At 70.8% G+C, this 22,176-nt stretch carries 16 protein-coding genes; 9 read left to right on the top strand and 7 right to left on the bottom strand.

The genetic code is table 11. The features are described from left to right. Positions 1-114: 114 nt before the first annotated feature. Positions 115-1,125, top strand: coding sequence for a LacI family DNA-binding transcriptional regulator (locus ACF1DX_RS28445; RefSeq protein ID WP_030865960.1), 1,011 nt, complete (start codon positions 115-117; stop codon positions 1,123-1,125). An 88-nt stretch (positions 1,126-1,213) separates the two neighbouring features. On the opposite strand, the gene ACF1DX_RS28440 is transcribed toward ACF1DX_RS28445, so the two are convergent. The 6 genes from ACF1DX_RS28440 to ACF1DX_RS28415 form a co-directional block, all read right to left on the bottom strand. Further along, positions 1,214-1,927 (bottom strand): hypothetical protein, encoded by a 714-nt coding sequence (locus tag ACF1DX_RS28440; protein ID WP_391793974.1) that lies wholly within the window; start codon positions 1,925-1,927, stop codon positions 1,214-1,216. Between the two features lie 35 nt (positions 1,928-1,962). After that, positions 1,963-4,176 carry a glycoside hydrolase N-terminal domain-containing protein gene (locus ACF1DX_RS28435; protein WP_391793973.1) on the bottom strand — a complete coding sequence of 738 codons (2,214 nt, stop codon included), beginning with the start codon at positions 4,174-4,176 and terminating at the stop codon, positions 1,963-1,965. Beyond that, on the bottom strand, positions 4,173-6,143 hold the full coding sequence (locus ACF1DX_RS28430; protein ID WP_391793972.1) for a beta-galactosidase: 1,971 nt from the start codon (positions 6,141-6,143) through the stop codon (positions 4,173-4,175). The genes ACF1DX_RS28435 and ACF1DX_RS28430 overlap by 4 nt, the downstream gene beginning before the upstream one ends. Before the next feature lie 118 nt (positions 6,144-6,261). Further along, positions 6,262-7,197 carry a carbohydrate ABC transporter permease gene (locus ACF1DX_RS28425; protein WP_030865974.1) on the bottom strand — a complete coding sequence of 312 codons (936 nt, stop codon included), beginning with the start codon at positions 7,195-7,197 and terminating at the stop codon, positions 6,262-6,264. Next, a complete protein-coding gene (locus ACF1DX_RS28420) occupies positions 7,194-8,228 on the bottom strand; it encodes an ABC transporter permease (protein WP_391793971.1) in 1,035 nt (344 codons plus the stop codon). Before ACF1DX_RS28420 ends, ACF1DX_RS28425 begins: the two co-directional genes overlap by 4 nt. A 27-nt stretch (positions 8,229-8,255) precedes the next feature. Then, complete coding sequence (locus ACF1DX_RS28415; RefSeq protein WP_391793970.1) at positions 8,256-9,950, bottom strand: extracellular solute-binding protein; 1,695 nt, start codon at positions 9,948-9,950, stop codon at positions 8,256-8,258. A 355-nt stretch (positions 9,951-10,305) separates the two neighbouring features. On the opposite strand from ACF1DX_RS28415, the gene ACF1DX_RS28410 reads away from it, so the two are divergent. Together ACF1DX_RS28410 and ACF1DX_RS28405 are read left to right on the top strand one after the other, a co-directional pair. Next, the gene (locus ACF1DX_RS28410) at positions 10,306-13,146 is read left to right on the top strand and encodes a glycoside hydrolase family 3 C-terminal domain-containing protein (protein ID WP_391793969.1); all 2,841 of its coding nucleotides are present in this window, start codon (positions 10,306-10,308) and stop codon (positions 13,144-13,146) included. Between the two features lie 198 nt (positions 13,147-13,344). Continuing rightward, positions 13,345-13,803 (top strand): DUF4190 domain-containing protein, encoded by a 459-nt coding sequence (locus tag ACF1DX_RS28405; RefSeq protein WP_391793968.1) that lies wholly within the window; start codon positions 13,345-13,347, stop codon positions 13,801-13,803. A gap of 194 nt (positions 13,804-13,997) precedes the next feature. Here the strand turns inward: ACF1DX_RS28405 and ACF1DX_RS28400 are convergent, their stop codons facing one another. Beyond that, positions 13,998-14,546: an NADAR family protein gene (locus ACF1DX_RS28400; RefSeq protein ID WP_391793967.1), complete on the bottom strand. Its 549-nt coding sequence runs from the start codon at positions 14,544-14,546 to the stop codon at positions 13,998-14,000. 419 nt (positions 14,547-14,965) lie between these two features. On the opposite strand from ACF1DX_RS28400, the gene ACF1DX_RS28395 reads away from it, so the two are divergent. Genes ACF1DX_RS28395 through ACF1DX_RS28370 form a run of 6 tightly spaced genes read left to right on the top strand, consistent with a single transcriptional unit; the run spans position 14,966 to position 22,150 of the window. Next, positions 14,966-16,501 carry a gamma-aminobutyraldehyde dehydrogenase gene (locus ACF1DX_RS28395; RefSeq protein WP_391793966.1) on the top strand — a complete coding sequence of 512 codons (1,536 nt, stop codon included), beginning with the start codon at positions 14,966-14,968 and terminating at the stop codon, positions 16,499-16,501. A 50-nt stretch (positions 16,502-16,551) separates the two neighbouring features. Continuing rightward, positions 16,552-17,799, top strand: coding sequence for a spermidine/putrescine ABC transporter substrate-binding protein (locus ACF1DX_RS28390; RefSeq protein ID WP_391793965.1), 1,248 nt, complete (start codon positions 16,552-16,554; stop codon positions 17,797-17,799). 4 nt (positions 17,800-17,803) lie between these two features. Beyond that, on the top strand, positions 17,804-18,979 hold the full coding sequence (locus tag ACF1DX_RS28385) for an ABC transporter ATP-binding protein (protein WP_391793964.1): 1,176 nt from the start codon (positions 17,804-17,806) through the stop codon (positions 18,977-18,979). Beyond that, entirely contained in the window at positions 18,979-19,905 is a 927-nt protein-coding gene (locus ACF1DX_RS28380) for an ABC transporter permease (RefSeq protein WP_391793963.1), read from the top strand. The genes ACF1DX_RS28385 and ACF1DX_RS28380 overlap by 1 nt, the downstream gene beginning before the upstream one ends. Position 19,906: 1 nt before the next feature. After that, positions 19,907-20,707 (top strand): ABC transporter permease, encoded by an 801-nt coding sequence (locus ACF1DX_RS28375; protein WP_391793962.1) that lies wholly within the window; start codon positions 19,907-19,909, stop codon positions 20,705-20,707. 24 nt (positions 20,708-20,731) lie between these two features. Further along, positions 20,732-22,150, top strand: a complete 1,419-nt coding sequence (locus ACF1DX_RS28370) for an NAD(P)/FAD-dependent oxidoreductase (protein WP_391793961.1) — start codon at positions 20,732-20,734, stop codon at positions 22,148-22,150. Positions 22,151-22,176 lie beyond the last annotated feature (26 nt).

The raw sequence follows: 22,176 nt of genomic DNA, 5'->3' as shown, positions 1-22,176 counted from the left end.
CGCTTCGACAGCCTATGGACACCCGTCAGCCTGTGAGGCTACTGTCGGATCACCCTCACCCACCCCCTGCACATCGCGCGCATTGTCGAAGCGCTTCACAAGCTTGGAGACTGGATGGTCACCCTCGCCGAGGTCGCCCAGCACGCCGGAGTCTCCGCGAGCACGGTGAGCTATGTCCTCAGCGGCAAGCGGTCCATCTCCGTGAACACCCGGCAGCGGGTCGAGCGGAGCATCCGCGAACTCGGGTACCACCCGAACGCCGGGGCCCGCGCCCTGGCCAGCAGCAGGTCCAACATCATCGCGCTGATGATCCCGCTGCGTACGGACATGTACGTGCCGGTGATGATGGAGATCGCCATCGCGGTGGCCACCACGGCCCGCACCCACGGGTACGACGTACTGCTGCTCACCGGTGAGGAGGGCCCGGACGCGGTGCGCCGGGTCGCGGGCAGCGGACTCGCCGACGGCATGATCCTGATGGACGTCGAACTCGACGACGAGCGCCTCCCGCTGCTGCGGGAGACCGACCGGCCGGCGGTGCTGATCGGTCTGCCCGCCGACACCACCGGCCTGACCTGCGTCGACCTCGACTTCAAGGCCACCGGCGCGCTGTGCGTGGAGCATCTCGCCCAGCGGGGGCACCACGACATCGCCGTCATCGGCGAGGCACCGGCGGTCTACGAACGGCACACCGGCTTCGCCGAGCGCACCCTGGACGGACTGCGCGGCCGGGCGCGGGAGCTGGGGCTGCGGCTGCTGCACCGGCCCTGCGAGGGCGGGTACGACGCGATGTCCGTGACGCTCGCCCGGATCCTCGACGAACGCCCCGGCACCACGGGCTTCGTCGTGCAGAACGAGGCGGCGGTGGAACCGCTGCTCGCCCTGCTGCGGCAGCAGGGCCGGGCCGTGCCCGAGGACGTCTCGGTGGTCGCGATCTGCCCGGAGCAGGTCGCCGTACAGGCCTCTGTGCGGCTGACGTCGGTCGCCGTCCCCGCGCAGGAGATGGGCCGGCTCGCCGTGGAACAGCTGGTCGCCAAGCTCGACGGGCGGGGCGGCGACGAGGTCGTGCTGATCGCGCCCGAACTGACCGTCCGCGCCAGCTCGGGCCCGGCACCCGCCCAGTAGTCCACCCGCCCGCCGTCATCCACGGCGCCACAGCGCCAAAGGCCGCCCGCACCGGACGACCGGTGCGGGCGGCGCGGAGACGCGGTGCCTAACCGCCCGACACCGTCAGGTTGTTGGTGCGGAAGTCGAGACCGCCGGACGACGAGGTGATCTCGTAGCCGAACTGCACGTCACCGATGGTCTCGTTGCCCATCCAGCCCTTGGTGTCCTTGATCCACCTGAGGACCGGGAGGATGTCGACGGTGCCGGAGTTCGAGTCCGAGGTGCGCAGGAACGAGAAGACCTCGTTGGCGCCGTTGTTCCCCTTGTAGACGTTCCAGGTGTGGCCGCCGAGGCTCACGGTGCCCTGCGAGGAGCCGAGCGGGCCCACGGCGCCGTTGTAGTTGACCCAGAGCATGATCTCGTAGTCGTAGTCCGTGTCCCAGATGTCGTACGAGGTGTTGTACGCGCCCGAGGACGGGACGGTGACGTTGTAGCTGCTGGTGAGTGAGGACAGGGAGGTGATCGACTTGTTGATCACCTTCTTGGCGTTCGGGTAGGACTTGATGCCGCCGGTGTCGGGGTGGTTCGCCCACACGCCCCAGTTGGTGCCGGAGTTGGCCCAGACACACTGGGCGCCGGCGCCGGAGCCCCAGATGTTGTTGTAGAGCGTGTAGCCGTTGAGGCTGGTGTTGCCCCACTGGTCGCAGGAGTTCCAGACGGCGGCGTGTGCGGGGGCGGAGGCGAGGCCGACCGTCGCGCCGAGCGCGAGGGCGGGCGCCAGCAGGACCTTGGTGATCCTGCTCAAGGTGCTTGGTGCCATGGCTTTCCTTCCATGGGTGGGGGGAATTGCGGGGGTCACCGCGCCTTCGGGGTGAGGACGCGGTCTTCTCCGGCGACCAGGTCGAGCGGTTCGGCGCCGGCGGAAGTCCACAGGTCGATGCGGTGGGTACGGGTCGGCCGGACGACGGCGGTGATCGCGTCCGGGGACCAGGTGAGGTCGAGCTCGGCACCGAAGCGGGTGCGGATGCCGCGCAGTTCGCCGCTCGGGTACGCCGGGAGGGGCGCCGGCAGCAGGACCAGCCGGTCGGGGGTGGACTGCACGAGCGCCTCGATCAGCACGGCGGGCAGGGTGTGGGCGGCGTCGGCGTTGTAGACGTGGCGGTGCGGGTAGTGCGCGCTCATCAGGGAGGCGTGGAAGAAGTCGCCGTCGAGGACCTGGCCGAGCGCGTGGGCGACCCGCTCGCCGTCCCGGAGGCGGGCCGCGATCAGCGCGTGGTGCAGGTGGCCGTGCGCGGAGTCGTTCTCGGCACCGCGCAGTTCCAGGGCGCGGTGGGCGGCGGTGGCCAGGTCCGGGGTGTCGTAGGGGGTGATCTCGTCCAGGGGCCAGACGCCGTAGAGGTGGCTGAGGTGGCGGTGGTCGTAGGAGTCCTCTAGTCCGGGCCACGCCCACTCGGCGAGCGCGCCGTCGGCGTTGATCCGGTGCGGGGGCAGCCGGTCGGCGAGCGCGCGCCAGCGGTCGGCGTGCTCCGGGTGGTACGCGGCGGCGGTCAGGAGGGCGTGGCGGGCGGCGGAGAGGTCCATGGCCGCGTTGACGGTGCCCCAGCTCGCGTTGGCGGGCCGGTTCTCGGGCGAGTAGGAGGGGACGACGGCCAGCCGGCCCTCGCTGTCGGTGCGGGTGAGGAAGTCCTCGTAGAACAAGGCGACTTCGGCGAGCGCGGTGGCGGTGTGCGGGTCGCGTGCGCCGCGGGTCTCGTCGTGGTCGACGAGGGGCTTGAGCAGCCAGTCGGCGCCGGCGGTCCACAGGTGCAGCGGGTACGCGCGGCTGAAGTGGTACGAGTGCCCCGACTCGCCGTCGCTGTGGGCGGGCGCGACCACGCCCCGGGTGCCGAAGACCGCGCGGGCATTGTCCCGCCAGTCGGGCAGCTGCCGCCGGATCAGGGCGGCCAGCGCCCCGGTGACCTCGGGGAGGGCCGCCGCGGCGGCGGAGGCGGTCTGGAGGTTGAGGTTGGCGTCGTGGGTGAAGGCGCCGGACCAGGCGGTGTCCCAGTCACCGGTCCACAGTCCGGTGAGCCGGGGCGGGAACAGGCCACTGGAGGACAGCAGGTGGTAGCGGCCGGCCGCGAAGAGCCGTTCGAGCAGGGCGGCACTGCGCGGCCGGGTGAGCAGCTCCGAGCCCGGCAGGGCGCGTTCGTCCGGGTCGGCGGCGAGGTCCAGGGTGACGCGTTCGTAGGCGGTGCGGTGCAGGGGGAGGTGGCGGGCGAGGAGGCCGTCGTACGGGGTGCCGGGGGCGTCGGTGAGCAGATCGCGCAGGGCGCGGCCCTCGGCGACCACGTCGAGTTCCCCGGTGTGCCGCCGCACCCGGGTGAGCAGCAGCACCGACCGCGCGCCCTCGACGCGCAGGCCCGGCGGGGCGAGCGCCGTCCGGCCGCCGGTGACGGCGACCAGGGTGACGCCGGTGCAGGCGAGGTCACTGCCCGGGTAGCGGGCGCGCAGGCTGAGCAGGGCGCCCTCGGGGGTGAGGACGGCACCGTGGCCGACACCCAGGCCGGTGGGGGCGCCCGGGAGCCGGTGGTCCAGCAAGACGTCGAGGGTGAGTCCGGGGCCGGTGACGTGCTGGACGATCACGTCGTCGGCGCGGGAGACGAAGACCCGGCTGGTCCAGCCGGCGCGGGTCGCCTCCGCGACGCCGGTGGCGAAGTCGAGCGTACGGCGGTATCCGCCCGGGTCCGGGTCGCCGTCCGGGCGGCGCACGCGGACCTGGAAGGCCGGGTGGAAGGGTTGCACCCACTGCAGCGGCCGGCCGTCGGTGAAGTCCTCGGCGGCGGTCGCGTCGCCGGCGAGCAGCCGGTCCTGGAGGTCGGACAGTCCGCCGGCGAGCCGGGGCGGCAGCCGGTTGTGGCCGGCGCCCTCGCCCGGACGGACGAGGGTGTGATGGGTGACGACGGTCCGGTCGTCGTCCGGATCGCCGAACACGAGGGCGCCGTGGTGGCCGTTGCCGCTCAGGAAGGCGTCCTCCCAGCGGGCGGCCGGCCGCGGTTCCCAGGTTCCGTGGACGGGCGTGGCGCTCATGGCCTCAGCACCGCCACGCCGTAGCGGCCGAGGGTGATCCGGTCGGTCACGGTGTCCTCCGTCAGCAGGTCGTGGTGGGTTCCCGGGACGTCGACGGTGACCGGCTCGCGGTCGTGGTTGAGCAGGAACAGCAGCTCACCGCGGCGGACCGCCTCGACTCCGTCCGGGAGTCCGTCCAGCACCGGGCGGACGCCCGCGCCGGTGGCGACGCGGGTCAGCAGGGCGCGCAGCGCCTCCGGTTCGGGGAGCGTCGAGACGTACCAGGCGCGGCCCTTGCGCAGCACGGCGGGCAGTCCGTCGAGTTCCCCGCCCTGGTAGCGGACGGTCTCGTCGGCGGTGCCGTCGGGCTCCAGTTCCTCGGACCACAGGGTGCCGCGCAGGCCGCCCTCGCAGTCGGCGGTCTCCCCCGCGTCCAGCGGCCACCACTCGTGCAGGGTGCGGATGCCGAACAGCTCGCGCAGCCGGGCGTCCATGGCGCCGGGCCGGACCCGGTCGTCCTGGTCGGCGACGCCGGTCAGGAAGCCGCAGACGAGGGTGCCGCCGCCGCGTACGTAGGCGAGGAGGTTGTCGACGGCCGCGTCGGTGAGGAGGTAGAGCTGCGGGACGACGACGAGCCGGTAACCGGTCAGGTCGTGTTCGGGGTGGGCGAAGTCGGTGGTCAGATGGGCCTGCCAGAGAGCGCGGTGCCAGGCGCTCAGGACCTGCGGGTGGTCGACCTCGTGGGAAGGGCGGGCCTCCTGGTCGCCGGCCCACCAGGAGTGCCAGTCGTGCAGCACGGCGACGTCGGCGGTGATCCCGGTGCCGGCGGTGTGCGGGGCGATCCGGGCGAGGTCCGCGCCGAGCCGCTTGACCTCCTGGTACGTACGTCCCTGCGCGCCCGCGTGGCCGACCATCCCGGAGTGGAACTTCTCGGCGCCCTGCCGGGACTGGCGCCACTGGAAGCAGCAGACGGCGTCGGCGCCGCGCGCCACGGCCTGGAGGGACCACAGCCGGTTGAGGCCGCGCGGCTTGGGGTGGTTCACCCGGCGCCAGTTGACCGCTCCGGCCGCCTGCTCCATGAGCATCCAGGGCCCGCGGGCCTGGGAGCGGGTCATGTCCTGGACCAGGGCGCCGCTCTGGGCGCCGAGGGGGTCGCGCGGGTCGGGGTAGAGGTCGACGGAGACGACGTCCTCCTCCTCGGCCCAGCGCCAGGCGTCCTGGCCGGCCCACAGCGGCATGAAGTTGGTGGTGACCGGGAGGTGCGGGGTGTGCCGGCGGACGATGTCGCGTTCGGCGGTGTAACACTCCAGGAGCATGTCGGAGGTGAAGCGCTTGAAGTCCAGCACCTGGGTGGGGTTCTTCAGGTAGTGCGCGTGGCGGGGCGGCAGCACCTCGGCCCAGTCGCCGTAGCCCTGGCTCCAGAAGGCGGTGCCCCAGGCGGTGTTGAGGGCGTCGAGGGAGCCGTAGCGGTGGCGCAGCCAGTCGCGGAAGCGGGCGGCGGCCTCGTCGCCCCAGTCGTAGGTGCAGTACTCGTTGTTGATGTGCCACATCGTGAGGGCCGGGTGGGTGGCGTAACGGGCGGCCAGGTCCTCGGTGAGGGCGGCGGCGTAGCGGCGGTAGGTGGCGCTGGAGTGCGAGAAGTGCTGGCGTCCGCCCCACCACTCGGTCCGGCCCTCCGCGTCACGGGGCAGGGTGTCCGGGTGGAGGTGCCCCATCCAGGGCGGCGGGGAGGCGGTCGGGGTGGCGAGGACGACGCCGATGCCGTGGTCGTGCATCAGGTCCATCAGCCGGTCCAGCCAGTCGAAGTCCCGCTCCCCGGGGCGGGGTTCGAGCTTCGACCAGGAGAAGACGCCGAGGGTGACGGAGTTGACGCCGGCCTCCTTCATCAGGCGGACGTCCTCGTGCCAGACCTCCTCGGGCCACTGCTCGGGGTTGTAGTCGCCGCCGTAGAGGAGGCGGCCGCGGGTGGCGTCGTTCAAACTGGGCATGGGGGACCTCGTGGTCGGGGGTGAGCGGAGTACCTCAGGGGCGCGGGGAACCGCGCGGCCGGCCGCAACGGACCCGCGGCCGAAGAAGCACGACGCGGCCCCCGGCAGGGCAGGGCGGTCAGCCCTTGACCGCCCCCGTGAGCATCCCCTTCTTGAAGTGCTTCTGGACGAACGGCGACAACACGGCCACCGGCAGCAGCGCCATCACCATGACGGCCATCTGCACGGCCAGACCGGACAGCTCACCGGTCTTGATCGCCTGCCCCAGACCGACCGGCGCCTCCTGCTTCTGCACGAGCTGGATCATGACGTTCTGCAGGGGCAGCATGTCCTGGTCGTTCAGGTACAGGGAGGCGTTGAACCAGGCACTCCAGTAGCCGACGGCGTAGAACAGCGTGATCACCGCGACGACCGCGCGGGAGAGCGGCAGCACGATCTGCCACAGGATGCGCAGGTCCCCGGCGCCGTCGATGCGGGCGCTGTCGATCAGCTCCTGCGAGATGCCCATGAAGAAGCCGCGCAGCACCAGGATGTTGAAGACGCTGATCGCGCTGGGCAGGATCAGCGCGAGATAGCTGTCCGTCAGGCCCAGGGACTGCACCAGCAGATAGGTGGGGATGAGGCCGGCGCTGAAGAACATCGTGGCCAGCAGCACCATGAGGATCCAGCGGTGGCCGACGGAGCCGCTGCGGGACAGTCCGTAGGCGCACAGCACGGACACCGCCATCGAGAAGAGGGTGCCGACGAGGGTGACGCCGATGCTGACGAGCGTGGCGCGGGTGACCTGGCCGCCGCTGAGCAGTTCCTGGTAGGCGACGAAGGTGATGTCCTTCGGGATCATCACCAGCCCGCCCGCCTCGTCGATGGTCTTCCGTGAGGACAGGCTGGTGACGACGACGATCCACAGCGGGAAGAGGATGGCCAGGCAGGCGAGGAGCAGGACCAGCCCCTTGCCGGCGAGTCCGGCCCGGCTGGGCGCCTCCTCCCACACCGGCCGGGGCGGAGCCGCCCACCGGCCGGGAGTCCGCGCGGGCTTGTCGATGACGGCGGTCACTTCTTGTACACCCCCTGCTCGCCCATGAGGTGGGCCACCTTGTTCGCTATCAGGACCAGGCCGAGACTGATGACGCCCTTGACGAGCCCCGCGGCGGCCGCGTAGCCGAAGTCCTGGTTGCGCACACCGTTCCACCACACGAAGGTGTCCAGGACCTCCGCGGCTCCCGGTCCGACGGCGTCGCGTTGCAGCAGGATCTGTTCGAAGCCGACCGTCAGGGCGTCGCCGACGCGCAGCACCAGCAGCAGGGCGATCACCGGGCGCAGCGCGGGCAGCGTGACGTGCCACATGCGGCGCCAGCGGTTGGCGCCGTCCATCGCGGCGGCCTCGTACAGGTCGGGGCTGACCGAGGCCAGCGCGGCGAGGAAGACGATGATCCCCCAGCCGGCGTCCTTCCACACGCTCTGCGCGGTGACCAGGAACTTGAAGGTCTCCGGGTCGGTCATCAGGCTGAGCCCGTCGTACCCGTGGTCGCGCAGGATCTGGGAGAGCAGCCCGGCGCCGCCGAACAACTGCTGGAAGACGGCGACGACCAGCACCCACGAGAAGAAGTGCGGCAGGTAGAGGACGGCCTGCGAGATCGCCCGCACCCGCGGCCTGACCACGCTGTTGATGAGCAGCGCGAGCAGGATGGGGATCGGGAAGTACAGCACGAGCTGGAGGACGAACAGCACCAGGGTGTTCCGGACCGAGTTCCAGAAGGCGGAGTCCTCGAAGATCCGCTGGAAGTTCTCCAGGCCCACCCAGGGGCTGTGCAGGATGGAGACGACCCCGTTGTCACTGATGTAGGGGTCGTACTCCTGGAACGCGACGACGTTGCCGAGGATCGGCACATAGTTGAAGAGCAGCACCAGCAGGATGGCCGGCAGTGTCATCAGCAGCAGGACGCGGTCGCGTCTGAGCCTCAGCCGGAGGCTGAGCTTCCCGGCGGGTGGTTTCTTCACGGCCCCGGTGGCGCCGCCGTGCGCCGCCGGGGGGTTCTCCTTCGCTGCGGCCTCGGTGTCGGTCCGAGGCACCGTGCTGTGGGACACGGCGGTTCTCCTTGCCTCGGTACCTGGTCAGCCGGCCGCCGAGCCGTTCTCGTCGAGGATCTTCTTGTACCAGTCGCGGAGTTCGTCGCCGCCCTTGCTCTTCCAGTCGGATACGGCCTGCTGCACGTCGCTGATCTTCTTGCGGCCGCGGACGACGTCGTCCTCCAGCTGCTCGAAGTCGTTGGAGAGGTTGGTCCAGCGGGCGGGCTCGGTGATCTGCATGCCGTAGAAGGAGGACTTCCTGGTGAAGGCGCCCATCCGCTGCTGCCACTCCACCTGGCCCTTGGTGACCTCGGGGAAGTCGGGGTGGGCGATGGTCGGAGCGGGGCTCGCGACCATCACATAGGCGTTCATCACGTCGATGTTGCCCTGGTCGGTCTTGGCGGGCACGCCGTCCTTGACGGTGTAGTGGGTGCCCTCCACGCCGTAGTTGGTGGCCATGTACTCCTTGGTGCCGTACGGCGCGGCGGTGACGTTGGCGACGGCCAGCACGTCACGGATCACGGACTCGGAGGCCTTCTTGTTGACGAAGGCGAAGATGCCGGCCGGGTTCTGCGCCCACAGCGTGGGGTCGCCGCCGTCGTGGCCGAAGACGTCCATGCCCCAGATCTTGAACTCGGGGTTCTGGGTGGCCTGTTCGGCGGTGCGGCTCCACCACTGCGACATGTCCTGGTTGTAGATCAGGAACTCACCGGCGGCGAACTTGGGCCCGGGGTCGCTGGCGTTGCTCTTGCCCAGCTCGGCGTCGGGGTGCACCACGCCGGCGGCGAACAGCTTGCGCGTCCACTCCAGGGCCTCGAGGTACTCCTCGGTCTCGATGCGGTAGACCAGCTTGCCGTCGGCCTCGTTCCAGCCGAGCGACTTCTCGTTGCCGGAGAGCACACCGAAGGCGTTGAAGGCCGTCCACTTCATGTCCAGGCAGGCCCAGCGCTTGGCCTTGGCGTTGGTGGCCTCCTTGGCCAGCGCCATGAAGTCGTCGCACGAGCGGGGGACTTCGTAGCCCTCCTTCTCGAAGATGTCCTGGCGGTAGAGCGGCACGATGCCGGTGACGTACGAGGACGGCATGGGCAGGCCGCGCAGCTTGCCGCCGAAGATGGACCGCTGCCAGGCGTCGGTGGGGATCGCCGCGAGGTTCGGGTAGTCCTTGACGGCGTCGCCGGACAGGTACGGGCCGAGGTCGGCGAACTTGCCGATGATGGCGCTGGGGATCTTGCCCGTCATGTTCCAGCCGGGCACGACCACCACGTCGGGCACCTCGCTGGAGGCGAGGACCGCGCCGAGCTTCTGGTCGTAGGTGTTGCCGTCCTGGTTCTGCCAGACCACGTCGACGCCGATGAGGTCGTTCATCGACGTGTAGTAGGCGTTGCCGTCCTTGGGCGGGGAGCCCCAGAACGGCGACATGATGGTGACCTTGCCGCCCTTGCCAAGCTTCTTCGGCACCGACGTCTTCAGGCCCGCCAGGTCGAGCTTGCTGGTGAAGCCGACCGCGGAACCGTTCTTGCTGGGGATGTCGGGCGTGACCACATTGCTCGCCACGTACGCCGGGAGGATCTTCTTGGCGTCCTTGCTCGACGTGGTGCCGTCCCGCGAACCTCCGTCGGACCCGCCGCACGCGGCGAGCAGCGGCATTCCTCCCGCCACCGCCGCGGCGGCGACCGCTGTGGAGGCGAGGAAGCCTCTCCGGCTCGGTCCGGAGGAGCTGGGGGCGGCGTTCGGCGTCATTGCGTCAACCCTTCATGGCGCACCAGGACACCCGGCGGTGGCCGTCGGCTGCGGTGTCTTCAGTGGAACTGGCTGAGCCGAAGCGGTCGTTCGGCGGAAGGTGCGCCGGAAAGGCGGCCTCGCAGTCGAAGCGCTTCGATGTTGCTGCGAGGTTAAGTGAACAGTCAGGGGCACACAAGGGTCGCATCGAAGATTCCTCGGATGTATGCGCGATGGCGATGCAGGCATACTGCTCATGGATCATGCGCGGGGCGTGCGATCCGTACCCGTGGATCCCTTGACACTCACCCCCACCTGGAATGAGCATCGAAGCGCTTCGAAAGGCCTCGTCGCTCCATCCCGAGGGGAACCCCACGTGACCGCACAAACGCCGCCTACGCCGCCTTTCCGCGATACGGATCTGCCGTTCGCGAAGCGCATCGACGACCTTCTGTCGCGGCTCACCCTCGACGAGAAGATCGGATTTCTGCACCAGTTCGCGCCCGCCGTCGAGCGCCTGGGCGTCGCCGCCTTCCGCACCGGCCAGGAGGCCCTGCACGGTGTCGCCTGGATGGGCCCGGCGACCGTGTTCCCCCAGGCCGTCGGCCTCGGCGCCACCTGGAACCAGGAACTGGTGCGCCGGGTGGGCGAGGCGGTGTCCCGCGAGACCCGCGCGATGCGCGCCCGCGACGAGCGCGTCGGCCTCAACGTCTGGGCCCCGACCGTCAATCTGCTGCGCCACCCGCTGTGGGGACGGGGCGAGGAGGGCTACTCGGAGGACCCGAGGCTCACCTCGGCGATCGCCACCGCCTACACCCACGGCCTGCGCGGTGACCACCCGGTCTACTGGCGCACGGCCCCCGTCCTCAAGCACTGGCTGGCGCACAACAACGAGACGGAGCGCGACACCACGTCCAGCTCCGTCCGCCCGCGCGTGCTGCACGAGTACGACCTGCGCGCCTTCCGCGACGCCGTCGAGGCGGGCGCGGTGGCCGGCGTGATGCCGGCGTACAACCTGGTCAACGGCCGCCCGAACCACGTCTCCCCGTATCTGCGCGAGCAGTTGCGCACCTGGACCGAGGAGGACCTGCTGGTCTGCTCGGACGCGGGCGCGCCGTCCAACCTGGTCGACTCCGAGCACTACTTCGACACCCACGAGGAGGCCACCGCGGCGGCCCTGCGGGCCGGGGTCGACAGCTTCACCGACCACGGCACCGACGGCTCGAAGATCATCGGACGTGTCCGGGGCGCGCTGGAGCGGGGCCTGCTGACGGAGGCCGACATCGACACGGCCGTACGCCGCCAGCTCTCGGTGCGGTTCCGGCTCGGCGAGTTCGACCCGGGCGCGGACCCGTACGCCGGGGAGCAGCCCTTCGACACCCCGGAGCACCGGGCGCTCGCCCGGGAGGCCGCCGAGCAGGCGATCGTCCTGCTGAAGAACGACGGCCCGCTGCCGCTCGCCCCGGACACCCGGATCGCGGTCGTCGGGCTGCTCGCCGACGAGTGCAAGCTCGACTGGTACAGCGGCAGCCTCATCCACCGCTCCACCCCGCTGGAGGGCCTCTACGAGCGCTTCGGCGCCGAGCGCGTGGAGTTCGCCGAGGGGGTGGACCGGGTGCTGCTGAAGACCTCCGCCGGTACGTTCCTGCACGTCCCGCCGGCCCCCGAGGCGTCCGAGACGGCGCGCGGCGCCGAGGGCGCCCTCGACCCGGCGCTGCTCGCGGGCCGCACCGACCTGCCGCCGCTCACCGCTCAGGCGGACGGCACCGAACTCGCCCTGGTCGACTGGGGCGGGGGCGTGCTCACCCTGCGGGCGCCCGACGGCCGCTATCTCTCGGTCGCCGAGGACGGGTACGTGCGCGCCTCCGCCGACCAGCCGGGCGGCTGGGTCGTGCAGGAGACGTTCCGGCTGGAACCGCACGGGGACGGTCACCTCCTGAGGCATCTGGGGACAGGACGCCATGTGCGGGTCGCCGCCGACGGCGTGAAGGTTGCCGAGGAGGATCCCGAGGTCTTCGAGCTGGCCGTCGTCGAGCGCGGGCAGGACGCCGTCACGCGCGTCGCGGCCGGCGCCGACGTGGTCGTGGTGGTCGCCGGAAACGATCCGCACATCAACGGGCGCGAGACCGAGGACCGTACGACGCTGCGGCTGCCCGCCCAGCAGGAGCGGCTGCTGCGCGCGGCCCGCGCCGCCAACCCGAACACGGTGCTGGTGCTGACCTCCGCCTACCCGTACGCGGTGGACCCGGCGGACCTCCCGGCGCTGCTGTGGACCGCACACGGCGGTCAGGCCGCGGGCACCGCGCTGGCCCGCGTGCTCGCCGGTGACGTCTCCCCCGCCGGCCGGCTGCCGCAGACCTGGTACGCCGACGACGCCGACCTGCCGGACCTCCTCGACTACGACGTGATCGGCGGCCGGCAGACCTATCTGTACTTCGAGGGCGCGCCGCTGTTCCCCTTCGGGCACGGCCTGTCGTACGCGGACTTCTCCTACGGGGAGCTGACGGCCGACGCCGACGGGTCGGCGGTGCGGGTCTCCTTCACTGTCACCAACACCGGTGACGTCACCGCCGACGAGGTGCCCCAGCTCTACACGCGGGCCATGGACCCGTCGGTGCCGCGTCCGCGCCGTGAGCTGCTGGCGCACCGGAGGGTGACGCTGGCGCCCGGGGAGACGGCCGGGCTGTCCTTCGTGCTGCCGCTGTCCGCCTTCGCGTTCTGGGACGTGGCGGTGGGCCGGTGGCGGGTGGAGCCGGGGGCGTACGAGCTGCTGGCGGGTGCGTCCAGCGAGGACGTGCGGGCACGGGCCACGGTCGTCCTGGACGGCGAGCCGGCCGTCCCGCGCCCCGTCCTCGAACGCGGCCTGGACGCCGCCGACTTCGACGAGCAGAGCGGGGTCGAGATCGTCGACCGCGCGAAGGCGGCGGGCGACTCGGTCACCGCCGTGGCCGGGAAGGACGGCGAACTCCTCTTCCGCCGCTGCGACTTCGGCGGCGGGGTGACGGAGGTGACCGTGGAGGTGTCCGGCGAGGGCACCGCCGAGGTCGCGCTCGACGGCGGGCCGGTGCTCGCCGAACTGTCGCCGCGCGCGGCCACGTCCGGCCCGTACGACTACACCACGCTCCGCGCGTCCTTCGCCGTCGTCGACGGCGTGCACGACGTGCGGCTCCGGCTGCGCGGCCCGCTGCGGGTCGCGCGGGTCGGCTTCTCCGGTTGAGGGTCCGGACGCGGCCGGCACCAAGAAGGGGCCCGGCACCGAAGGCATCGGTGCCGGGCCCCGGTGCTTCGTCTCCGGAAGGCCGCTTCCGGGGGACCGCTCCGGGAGCGCGGTCCTGAGCCGGGAATCCCCCCTTCGGGGGAGGAGTGAAGTCAATATGATGCCGGGGTCAGTTTTAACGGAGGGGAGACCTTTTTCATGTCCGGCAGCAACCCCGCACCCGGTGGGTTCGGGCCGCCGTCACAGCCCCCGCAGCAACCGGGCCCCGGTTACGGCTATCCGCAGTCCGGCCCGTCCTACGGCTACCCCTCGGGTCCCGCTCCGCAGGGCATGCCCCCCGCTCCCTACCCGCAGGCGCCCGGCTACATGGTGCCCATGCAGCCGAGCAACGGCATGGGGACCACCGGGCTGGTGCTGGGCATCATCGGCCTGGTCTGCAGCCTCACCTTCTTCCTGTGGTTCTTCGGCGTGATCCTGGGCATCCTGGCGATCATCTTCGGCGCCGTCGGCCGGGGGAAGGCCAACCGCGGCGAGGCCACCAACAAGGGCGCGGCGACCGCCGGGCTCATCTGCGGCATCGTGGCCACGGTGATCCTGCCGCTGCTCGGCATCCTGCTGTTCGCCAGTGTCATGGGAGGCGTCGGCGCCACGTCCTGAACGCCCGTCCCGGCGGAGGGCCGGTCCGCATCGGACCGGCCCTCCGCCGTCGCACGAGGCCCCCGCTCAGCCGGTGCGCAGGCGTCGCCGGGCCTCCATCAGCACGAACCCCAGCAGGTTCGGGCCCCGCCGGCGCTCCGGATCCGTCGCCGACCCGACCGCGAGACCGATCCACCGTGCGCGAAGGCCCCCGCTCAGCCCGTACGCAACCGCCGCCGGGCCTCCATCAACGCGAACCCCAGCAGGTTCGGGCCCCGCCAGCGCTCCGGGTCGCTCGCCCCCTCGTCGCCGGCCGCGAGGCCGATGCCCCACACCCGGTCCACCGGGCTCGCCTCGACCAGGACGCGCTCGCCCGTGCCCAGCAGGAACGTCCGCAGGTCGTCGTGGGCCGCGAATTTGTGCACGTTGCCCTCCACGACGATGCCGAACCGCTCCCGGTGCCATGTCGCCTCGTCGAAGCCCCGCACCAGCCGCCCGGCCTTCTTCGCCTGCGAGGGATGCCCCGCGGCCAGCACCCGCCGCTCCCCCTCGGGGTCACCGAACAGCCGGGCCTTGGCCGCCATCATCCAGTGCTCGGCGGTCGCGTACTCCACGCCGTCCACCGTGAACGGCGACGGCCACCACTGGCTGAGGCAGCTCGGCCCGATCCGGCCGTCGGACAGCGGCCGGTGCCCCCAGAAGTGCAGGTACTTGACCTTCGCTCCGGCGCGGGCCGCCTCGATCAGCTTCTCCCGTGAGTCCATCGACCCCGTGCTCCTCTCCTCGCGGTTTGATGCGCCCCCGCCGCCCCTTCCCGTCCCGAAACCGGGGCTCCGCCCCGGACCCCGCTCCTCACACGCCGGAGGGGCTGAAACTTGGAGCGGGGTCCGGGGCGGAGCCCCCGGGGGACGATGGGGGTCCCCCCGCTCGAGCGAAGCCGAGAGCGGGAGAGGGAAGGGGCGGCGGGGGCGGCTTCCGGCCCGTCCGGCGTGAGTCTGGCAGCAACCACCGACACTCCGTCCTGCCTTTTCCGTGGCCACTAGACACCTGGTCGACAGATTCCGTCGCGTAACCAAAAGGCAACAACGGAATCACTTGTTGGAGCCCACTCGTTCTGTCAGGATCGGCACTCAAATCGAGCTGGAGCCACGCCGCCCCCCTCGGGGACACGGAGGAGAGCGACATGCACAACCCGGGCAGCACCACCCCGGAACGGTTTCCCGCCCAGAACCGGTTCGCGGACGGCGCGCAGTTCATCGCGGGCCGCCCGGCGAAGGGCACCTCGGGCCGCACCCACACGGTCGTCGACCCGGCCACCGGCGCGGAGGTGTACACGTACGGACTCGCCGGCCCCGACGACGTCGACGCGGCCGTCGACGCCGCGCGGGAGGCGTTCCCGGGCTGGGCCGGTGCCACCCCCGGTGAGCGCTCGGACGCCCTGCACCGGTTCGCCGCCGTCGTCGCCGACCGCGCGGAGGACTTCGCCCGCGCGGAGTCACTGCAGTGCGGCAAGCCCCTGAAGCTGAGCCGCGAGTTCGACGTACCGGGCACGATCGACAACATCGCCTTCTTCGCCGGCGCCGCCCGCCACCTGACGGGCCAGTCGGCCGGCGAGTACTCCGGCGACCACACCTCCTACGTCCGCCGCGAGCCGATCGGCGTCGTGGGCTCCATCGCCCCCTGGAACTATCCGCTCCAGATGGCCGCCTGGAAGATCCTCCCGGCGATCGCCGCGGGCAACACGGTCGTCCTCAAGCCCGCCGAGCTCACCCCGCTGACCTCGCTGCTCTTCGCGCAGGCGGCCACCGACGCGGGCATCCCGGACGGTGTGGTCAACGTCGTCACCGGCACCGGCAGGGAGGCGGGCGAGCACCTGGTCGGCCATCCCGACGTGGCCATGACCTCCTTCACCGGCTCCACCGCCGTCGGCAAGCGGGTCGCCGAGATCGCCACCGCCACCGTCAAGCGCCTCCACCTGGAGCTGGGCGGCAAGGCCCCCTTCGTCGTCTTCGACGACGCCGACCTCGACGCCGCCGTCCACGGCGCGGTCGCGGGCGCGCTCATCAACACCGGCCAGGACTGCACGGCCGCCACGCGCGCGTACGTGCAGCGCCCGCTCTACGAGGCGTTCGTCGAGCGCACCGCCGCCCTGATGGAGACCGTCCGGCTCGGCGACCCCTTCGCCCCCGGCACCGACCTCGGCCCGATGGTCTCGCACGCCCAGCGCGACCGGGTGGCCGGTTTCGTCGACCGGGCGCGCGCCTACGCGCGTGTGGTGACCGGCGGCGAGGCACCCCTGGGCGAGCTGAGGGACGGCGCGTACTATCGCCCCACCCTCATCGCCGGCGCACCGCAGGACAGCGAGGTCGTGCGGTCCGAGATCTTCGGTCCGGTGCTGGTCGTCCTGCCCTTCGACACCGACGACGAGGGCATCGCGCTGGCCAACGACACCCCGTACGGACTCGCCGCCTCCGCCTGGAGCCGGGACGTGTACCGCACGGGCCGCGCCACCCGCGAGATCAAGGCCGGGTGCGTGTGGATCAACGACCACATCCCGATCATCAGCGAGATGCCGCACGGCGGCTTTGGGGCGTCCGGCTTCGGCAAGGACATGTCCGCCTACTCGTTCGAGGAGTACACGCAGGTCAAGCACGTCATGTTCGACAACACCGCGGTGGTCCGCAAGGACTGGCACCGCACCATCTTCGGGGACCGATAGCAGCCAGGCCGCCCGACCCGCGGCCACCCTCCCGAAAGGGCACCACGCGCATGGAGCAGTACGAGCCCGACCGCCTCTCACCGGCCCAGGCGGCCGCCGTGCGGCGCAGCCTCCGCACCGGCAGGGCGGCCCTGTCCCGCCGTTCCCTGCTGCGCGCCTCCGCGGGCGGCGCGCTCGCGGCCGGCGGACTCGGCGCGCTGAGCGGCTGCGGCATCCCCGCGGCCGGAAACACCCAGGGCGGTGTCCCGGCGGAGGACCACTCGAAGGAGGAGAAGTCCGTCACCTTCTCCAACTGGACCGAGTACATGGACGTCGACGACAGCGGGCGCGCGCACCCCACGCTGGACGCGTTCACGGAACGCACCGGCATCAAGGTCACGTACACCGAGGACATCAACGACAACACCGAGTTCTTCGGCAAGATCAAGCCGCAGCTCGCCGCGGGCCAGGACACCGGCCGCGACCTCATCGTCCTCACCGACTGGCTGGCCGCCCGCCTGATCCGCCTCGGCTGGGTGCAGAAACTGGACCCGGCCAACCTCCCGCACGCCTTCGCCAACCTGTCGCCCCAGTTCCGCAGCCCCGACTGGGACCCGGGCCGCGCCTACTCCTACCCCTGGCAGGGCATCGCGACCGTCATCGCCTACAACAAGAAGGCGCTCGACGGCGTCGAGGTGCGGACCCTCTCCGACCTGCTGGACAATCCGAAGCTCAAGGGCCGGGTCGGGCTGCTCACCGAGATGCGCGACACCATGGGCCTGACCCTGCTCGACATGGGCAAGGAGCCGGAGAAGTTCACCGCGGACGACTACGACGGGGCGATCGCCCGCCTGCAGAAGGCCGTCGACAAGGGCCAGATCCGCCGGTTCACCGGCAACGACTACACCGCGGACATCAGCAAGGGCGACTTCGCCGCCTGCGTGGCCTGGGCCGGGGACGTCGTCCAGCTCAAGGCGGACAACCCGGACATCGACTTCCTGATACCCGACAGCGGCTACATGATGTCCAGCGACAACCTGCTGGTCCCCAACAAGGCCCGTCACAAGGCCAACGCCGAGCGGCTCATCGACTACTACTTCGAGCCGGAGGCGGCCGCGGAACTCGCCGCCTACATCAACTTCGTCTGCCCGGTCGAGGGAGTGAAGGACGAGCTCGCGAAGATCGACGAGGACGCGGCGAACAACCCGCTGATCCTCCCCGACCGGGCCATGCAGTCCAAGTCCCGTGCCTTCCGCTCCCTGAGCTCCGAGGAAGAGACGGAATTCGAAGAGAAGTTCGCGAAGCTCACTGGGGCGTGACGAGATGAAGACGACCGAAGACACCACCACGGCCGGCACCGCGGGCGGGGACGTCCGCCTCACCGGCATCGGCAAGACGTACGGCTCCTTCACCGCCGTGCACCCGCTCGACCTGACCGTGCCACAGGGCTCCTTCTTCGCCCTGCTCGGCGCCTCCGGCTGCGGCAAGACCACCACCCTGCGGATGATCGCCGGTCTGGAGGAGCCCACGAGCGGCACCGTCCACCTCGGCGACCAGGACGTCACCGCGCTGCCGCCGTACAAGCGGCCGGTGAACACGGTCTTCCAGTCCTACGCCCTCTTCCCGCACCTCGACATCTTCGAGAACGTCGCCTTCGGTCTGCGCCGGCGCGGCATCAAGAGCGTGAAGAAGCAGGTCGAGGAGATGCTGGAGCTGGTCCAGCTCGGCGAGCAGGCCCGCAAGAAGCCGCACCAGCTCTCCGGCGGCCAGCAGCAGCGCGTCGCGGTGGCCCGCGCGCTGATCAACCACCCCAAGGTGCTGCTGCTCGACGAGCCGCTGGGCGCCCTCGACCTGAAGCTGCGCCGTCAGATGCAGCTCGAGCTCAAGCGCATCCAGACCGAGGTCGGCATCACCTTCGTGCACGTCACGCACGACCAGGAGGAGGCCATGACCATGGCCGACACGGTCGCCGTGATGAACGCCGGCCGGGTCGAGCAGCTCGGCTCGCCCGCCGACCTGTACGAGAACCCGCGCACCACGTTCGTCGCCAACTTCCTCGGCACCTCCAACTTCATCGAGGCCGAGGTCGACACCAAGTCCGGCGACGAGATCATCCTCAAGGCGGGCGGCGGCAAGCTCGTCCTGCCCGGGGCCCGCACCAGCGCGCCCACGACGGCCGGCGGCAAGGTGCTGGTCGGGGTGCGCCCGGAGAAGATCTCCCTCACCCACGCCGACGACGCCGGCGCGATACCCGAGGGCCGCAACCGGATCACCGGCCGGATCGCCGACTCCAGTTTCATCGGCGTCTCCACGCAGTTCGTCGTCGACAGCCCGGTCTGCTCCGACTTCGAGGTCTACGTCCAGAACATCGACCGCGATCCCCGGCTGGTGCCCGGCGCCGAGGTGGTCCTGCACTGGAACCCGGCGCACACCTTCGGACTGGACGCGGCGCAGGACATCGACGCGGGCGTCGAGACGGTCGAGGAAGAGGTCGCCTGATGACGACGGTCACCGAGGCGCCACCCCTGGCGCCCGCCCCGCCGGAGCGGAAGCCACCGCGCGGGCGGGGCCGCTGGACGCCGTACCTGCTCCTGCTGCCCGGTCTGCTCTGGCTGTTCGTGTTCTTCGCGCTGCCGGTGATCTACCAGGCCTCCACGTCCGTGCAGACGGGCTCCCTGGAGGAGGGCTACCAGGTCACCTGGCACTTCGCCACCTACTGGGACGCGCTGTCCGACTACTGGCCGCAGTTCGTGCGCTCGGTGCTCTACGCGGCCTCCGCGACCGTGCTGTGCCTGCTGCTCGGCTACCCGCTGGCCTATCTGATCGCCTTCCGCGCGGGACGCTGGCGGAACCTGATCATGATCCTGGTGATCGCGCCGTTCTTCACCAGCTTCCTGATCCGCACGCTCGCCTGGAAGACGATCCTCGCCGACGGCGGCCCGGTGGTCGACGCCCTGAACACCCTGCACGTCCTGGACGTCACGGCGTGGCTCGGCTGGACCGCCGGCGACCGGGTGCTCGCCACACCGCTCGCGGTGGTGTGCGGTCTGACGTACAACTTCCTGCCGTTCATGATCCTGCCGCTCTACACCTCGCTGGAGCGCATCGACCCCCGACTGCACGAGGCGGCGAACGACCTGTACGCCAGGCCGTCGACCACCTTCCGCAGGGTCACCTTCCCGCTGTCGATGCCGGGCGTGGTCTCCGGCACTCTGCTGACCTTCATCCCGGCATCCGGCGACTACATCAACTCGGATCTGCTCGGCTCGACCGACACCCGCATGGTCGGCAATGTCATCCAGTCGCAATTCCTGCGGATCCTCGACTATCCGACGGCCGCGGCACTCTCGTTCATCCTGATGGCCGCGATCCTCGTCATCGTCACGCTCTACATCCGCAAGTCCGGCACGGAGGATCTGGTTTAAAATGACCTTCGTCAACTGGCTCAAGCGCCATTTCGTCGTCATCGCGGGACTGCTGACCCTCGCCTATCTCCTCCTGCCGAACGTCGTCGTCACCGTGTTCTCCTTCAACAATCCGAAGGGGCGCTTCAATTACACATGGCAGGAATTCTCCACCGAGGCGTGGAAGGACCCCTGCGGCGTCTCCGGACTGTGCGCCTCGCTGTCGCTCAGCCTCCAGCTCGCCCTGTGGGCGACGCTCGGCGCCACGCTGCTCGGCACGATGATCGCCTTCGCGCTGGTCCGCTACCGCTTCCGTGCCCGCCCCGCCGTGAACTCGCTGATCTTCCTGCCGATGGCGATGCCCGAGGTGGTCATGGCGGCCTCGCTGCTCACCCTGTTCCTCAACATGGGTGCGCAGCTCGGCTTCTGGACGATCCTGATCGCCCACATCATGTTCTGCCTCAGCTTCGTCGTGGTCGCCGTGAAGGCGCGCGTGATGTCGATGGACCCGAGGCTGGAGCAGGCCGCGCAGGACCTGTACGCCGGCCCGTTCCAGACGTTCGTCCGGGTCACGCTGCCGATCGCCGCCCCCGGCATCGCGGCGGGCGCGCTGCTCGCCTTCGCGCTCTCCTTCGACGATTTCATCATCACCAATTTCAACGCCGGCTCGACCGTCACCTTCCCGATGTTCGTATGGGGCTCCGCGCAGCGCGGAACTCCCGTGCAGATCAATGTGATCGGTACGGCCATGTTCGCCCTCGCCGTCCTGCTGGTACTGGTCTCCATGATCATCGGAAATCGCCGCAACCGGCAGAAGGCATGAAAATCACTGTAGGGAGTTGACATCATGGCCCCTGGCGCCATGAGCCGTTGGACGAAATCCCTTTCCGAGGCCCGGCCGGTCTCCTACTGGCTGGACGACCCCGGCAGGCCCGGCCCCGAACCCGCCCTCACCGGCGCCGAGACCTGCGACCTGCTGGTCGTCGGCGGCGGCTACAGCGGACTGTGGACCGCGCTGATCGCCAAGGAGCGCGACCCCGCACGGGACGTCGTGCTGGTGGAGGGCCGCGAGGCGGGCTGGGCCGCCTCCGGCCGCAACGGCGGCTTCTGCGCCGCCTCCCTCACCCACGGCCTGCCCAACGGACTCACCCGCTGGCCGGACGAGATCCACACCCTTCAGCGGCTGGGCGCCCGCAACCTCGACGCCATCGAGGAGACGGTCGCCCGCCACTCGATCGACTGCGACTTCGAACGCTCCGGCGAGATCGACGTCGCCACCGAGCCCTACCAGGCGTGGGAGCTCAAGGACTGGTACGAGGAGATCCGCGCCAGGGGCCTCGCCGACGACGTCGAGTACCTGGACGCCGACGCCGTACGGGAACAGGTGGACTCCCCGACCTTCCGGGCCGGGCTGTACGACCGGCGGGGCGTGGCCATGCTCCACCCGGCCAGACTGGCCTGGGGACTGAAGCGGGCCTGCCTGGACCTGGGCGTCCGCGTGTACGAGCGCACCCCCGCCCTCACCCTGAAGCCGTACGGCTCCGGCATGGCCGTACGCACCCCGTACGGGCGGATCCGCGCCCGCGCGGTGGCGCTCGGCACCAACGTCTTCCCCAGCCTGGTCAGACGGGTCCGCCCCTACACCGTCCCGGTGTACGACTACGCCCTGATGACCGAGCCGCTCACCGCCGACCAGTTGGCGTCCATCGGCTGGAAGAACCGCCAGGGCCTCGGGGACAGCGCCAACCAGTTCCACTACTTCCGGCTCTCCGCCGACAACCGGATCCTGTGGGGCGGCTACGACGCGGTCTATCCGTACGGCGGCCGGGTGCGCGCCGAGTACGACGACCGGCCGGAGACGTACGCCAAGCTGGCCGGGCACTTCTTCACCTGCTTCCCGCAACTCGAAGGCGTGCGCTTCACCCACGCCTGGGGCGGCGCGATCGACACCTGCTCCCGCTTCTCGGCGTTCTTCGGCACGGCGTACACGGGGAGGGTGGCGTACGCGGCGGGCTACACGGGTCTCGGGGTGGGCGCGACGCGGTTCGGCGCCGAGGTGATGCTGGACCTGCTGGCGGGGGAACGGACCGAACGCACGGAGCTGGAGATGGTGCGCAGGAAGCCGCTGCCGTTCCCGCCGGAGCCGTTCGCCTGGACCGGCATCGCCCTCACCAAGTGGTCGCTGGCCAGGGCGGACGCACAGGCCGGGCGGCGCAATCTGTGGCTGCGGACGATGGACCGGCTGGGCCTCGGCTTCGACAGCTGAGCCGCGCGGGGGCTTGACAACCGAAT

Origin of the sequence: Streptomyces sp. NPDC014676 (assembly GCF_043084105.1) — a bacterium.
In the GTDB taxonomy this organism is placed as follows: domain Bacteria; phylum Actinomycetota; class Actinomycetes; order Streptomycetales; family Streptomycetaceae; genus Streptomyces.
Note: the sequence above shows the minus strand (reverse complement) of the source record. Positions and strands in the feature narration are given on the sequence as shown.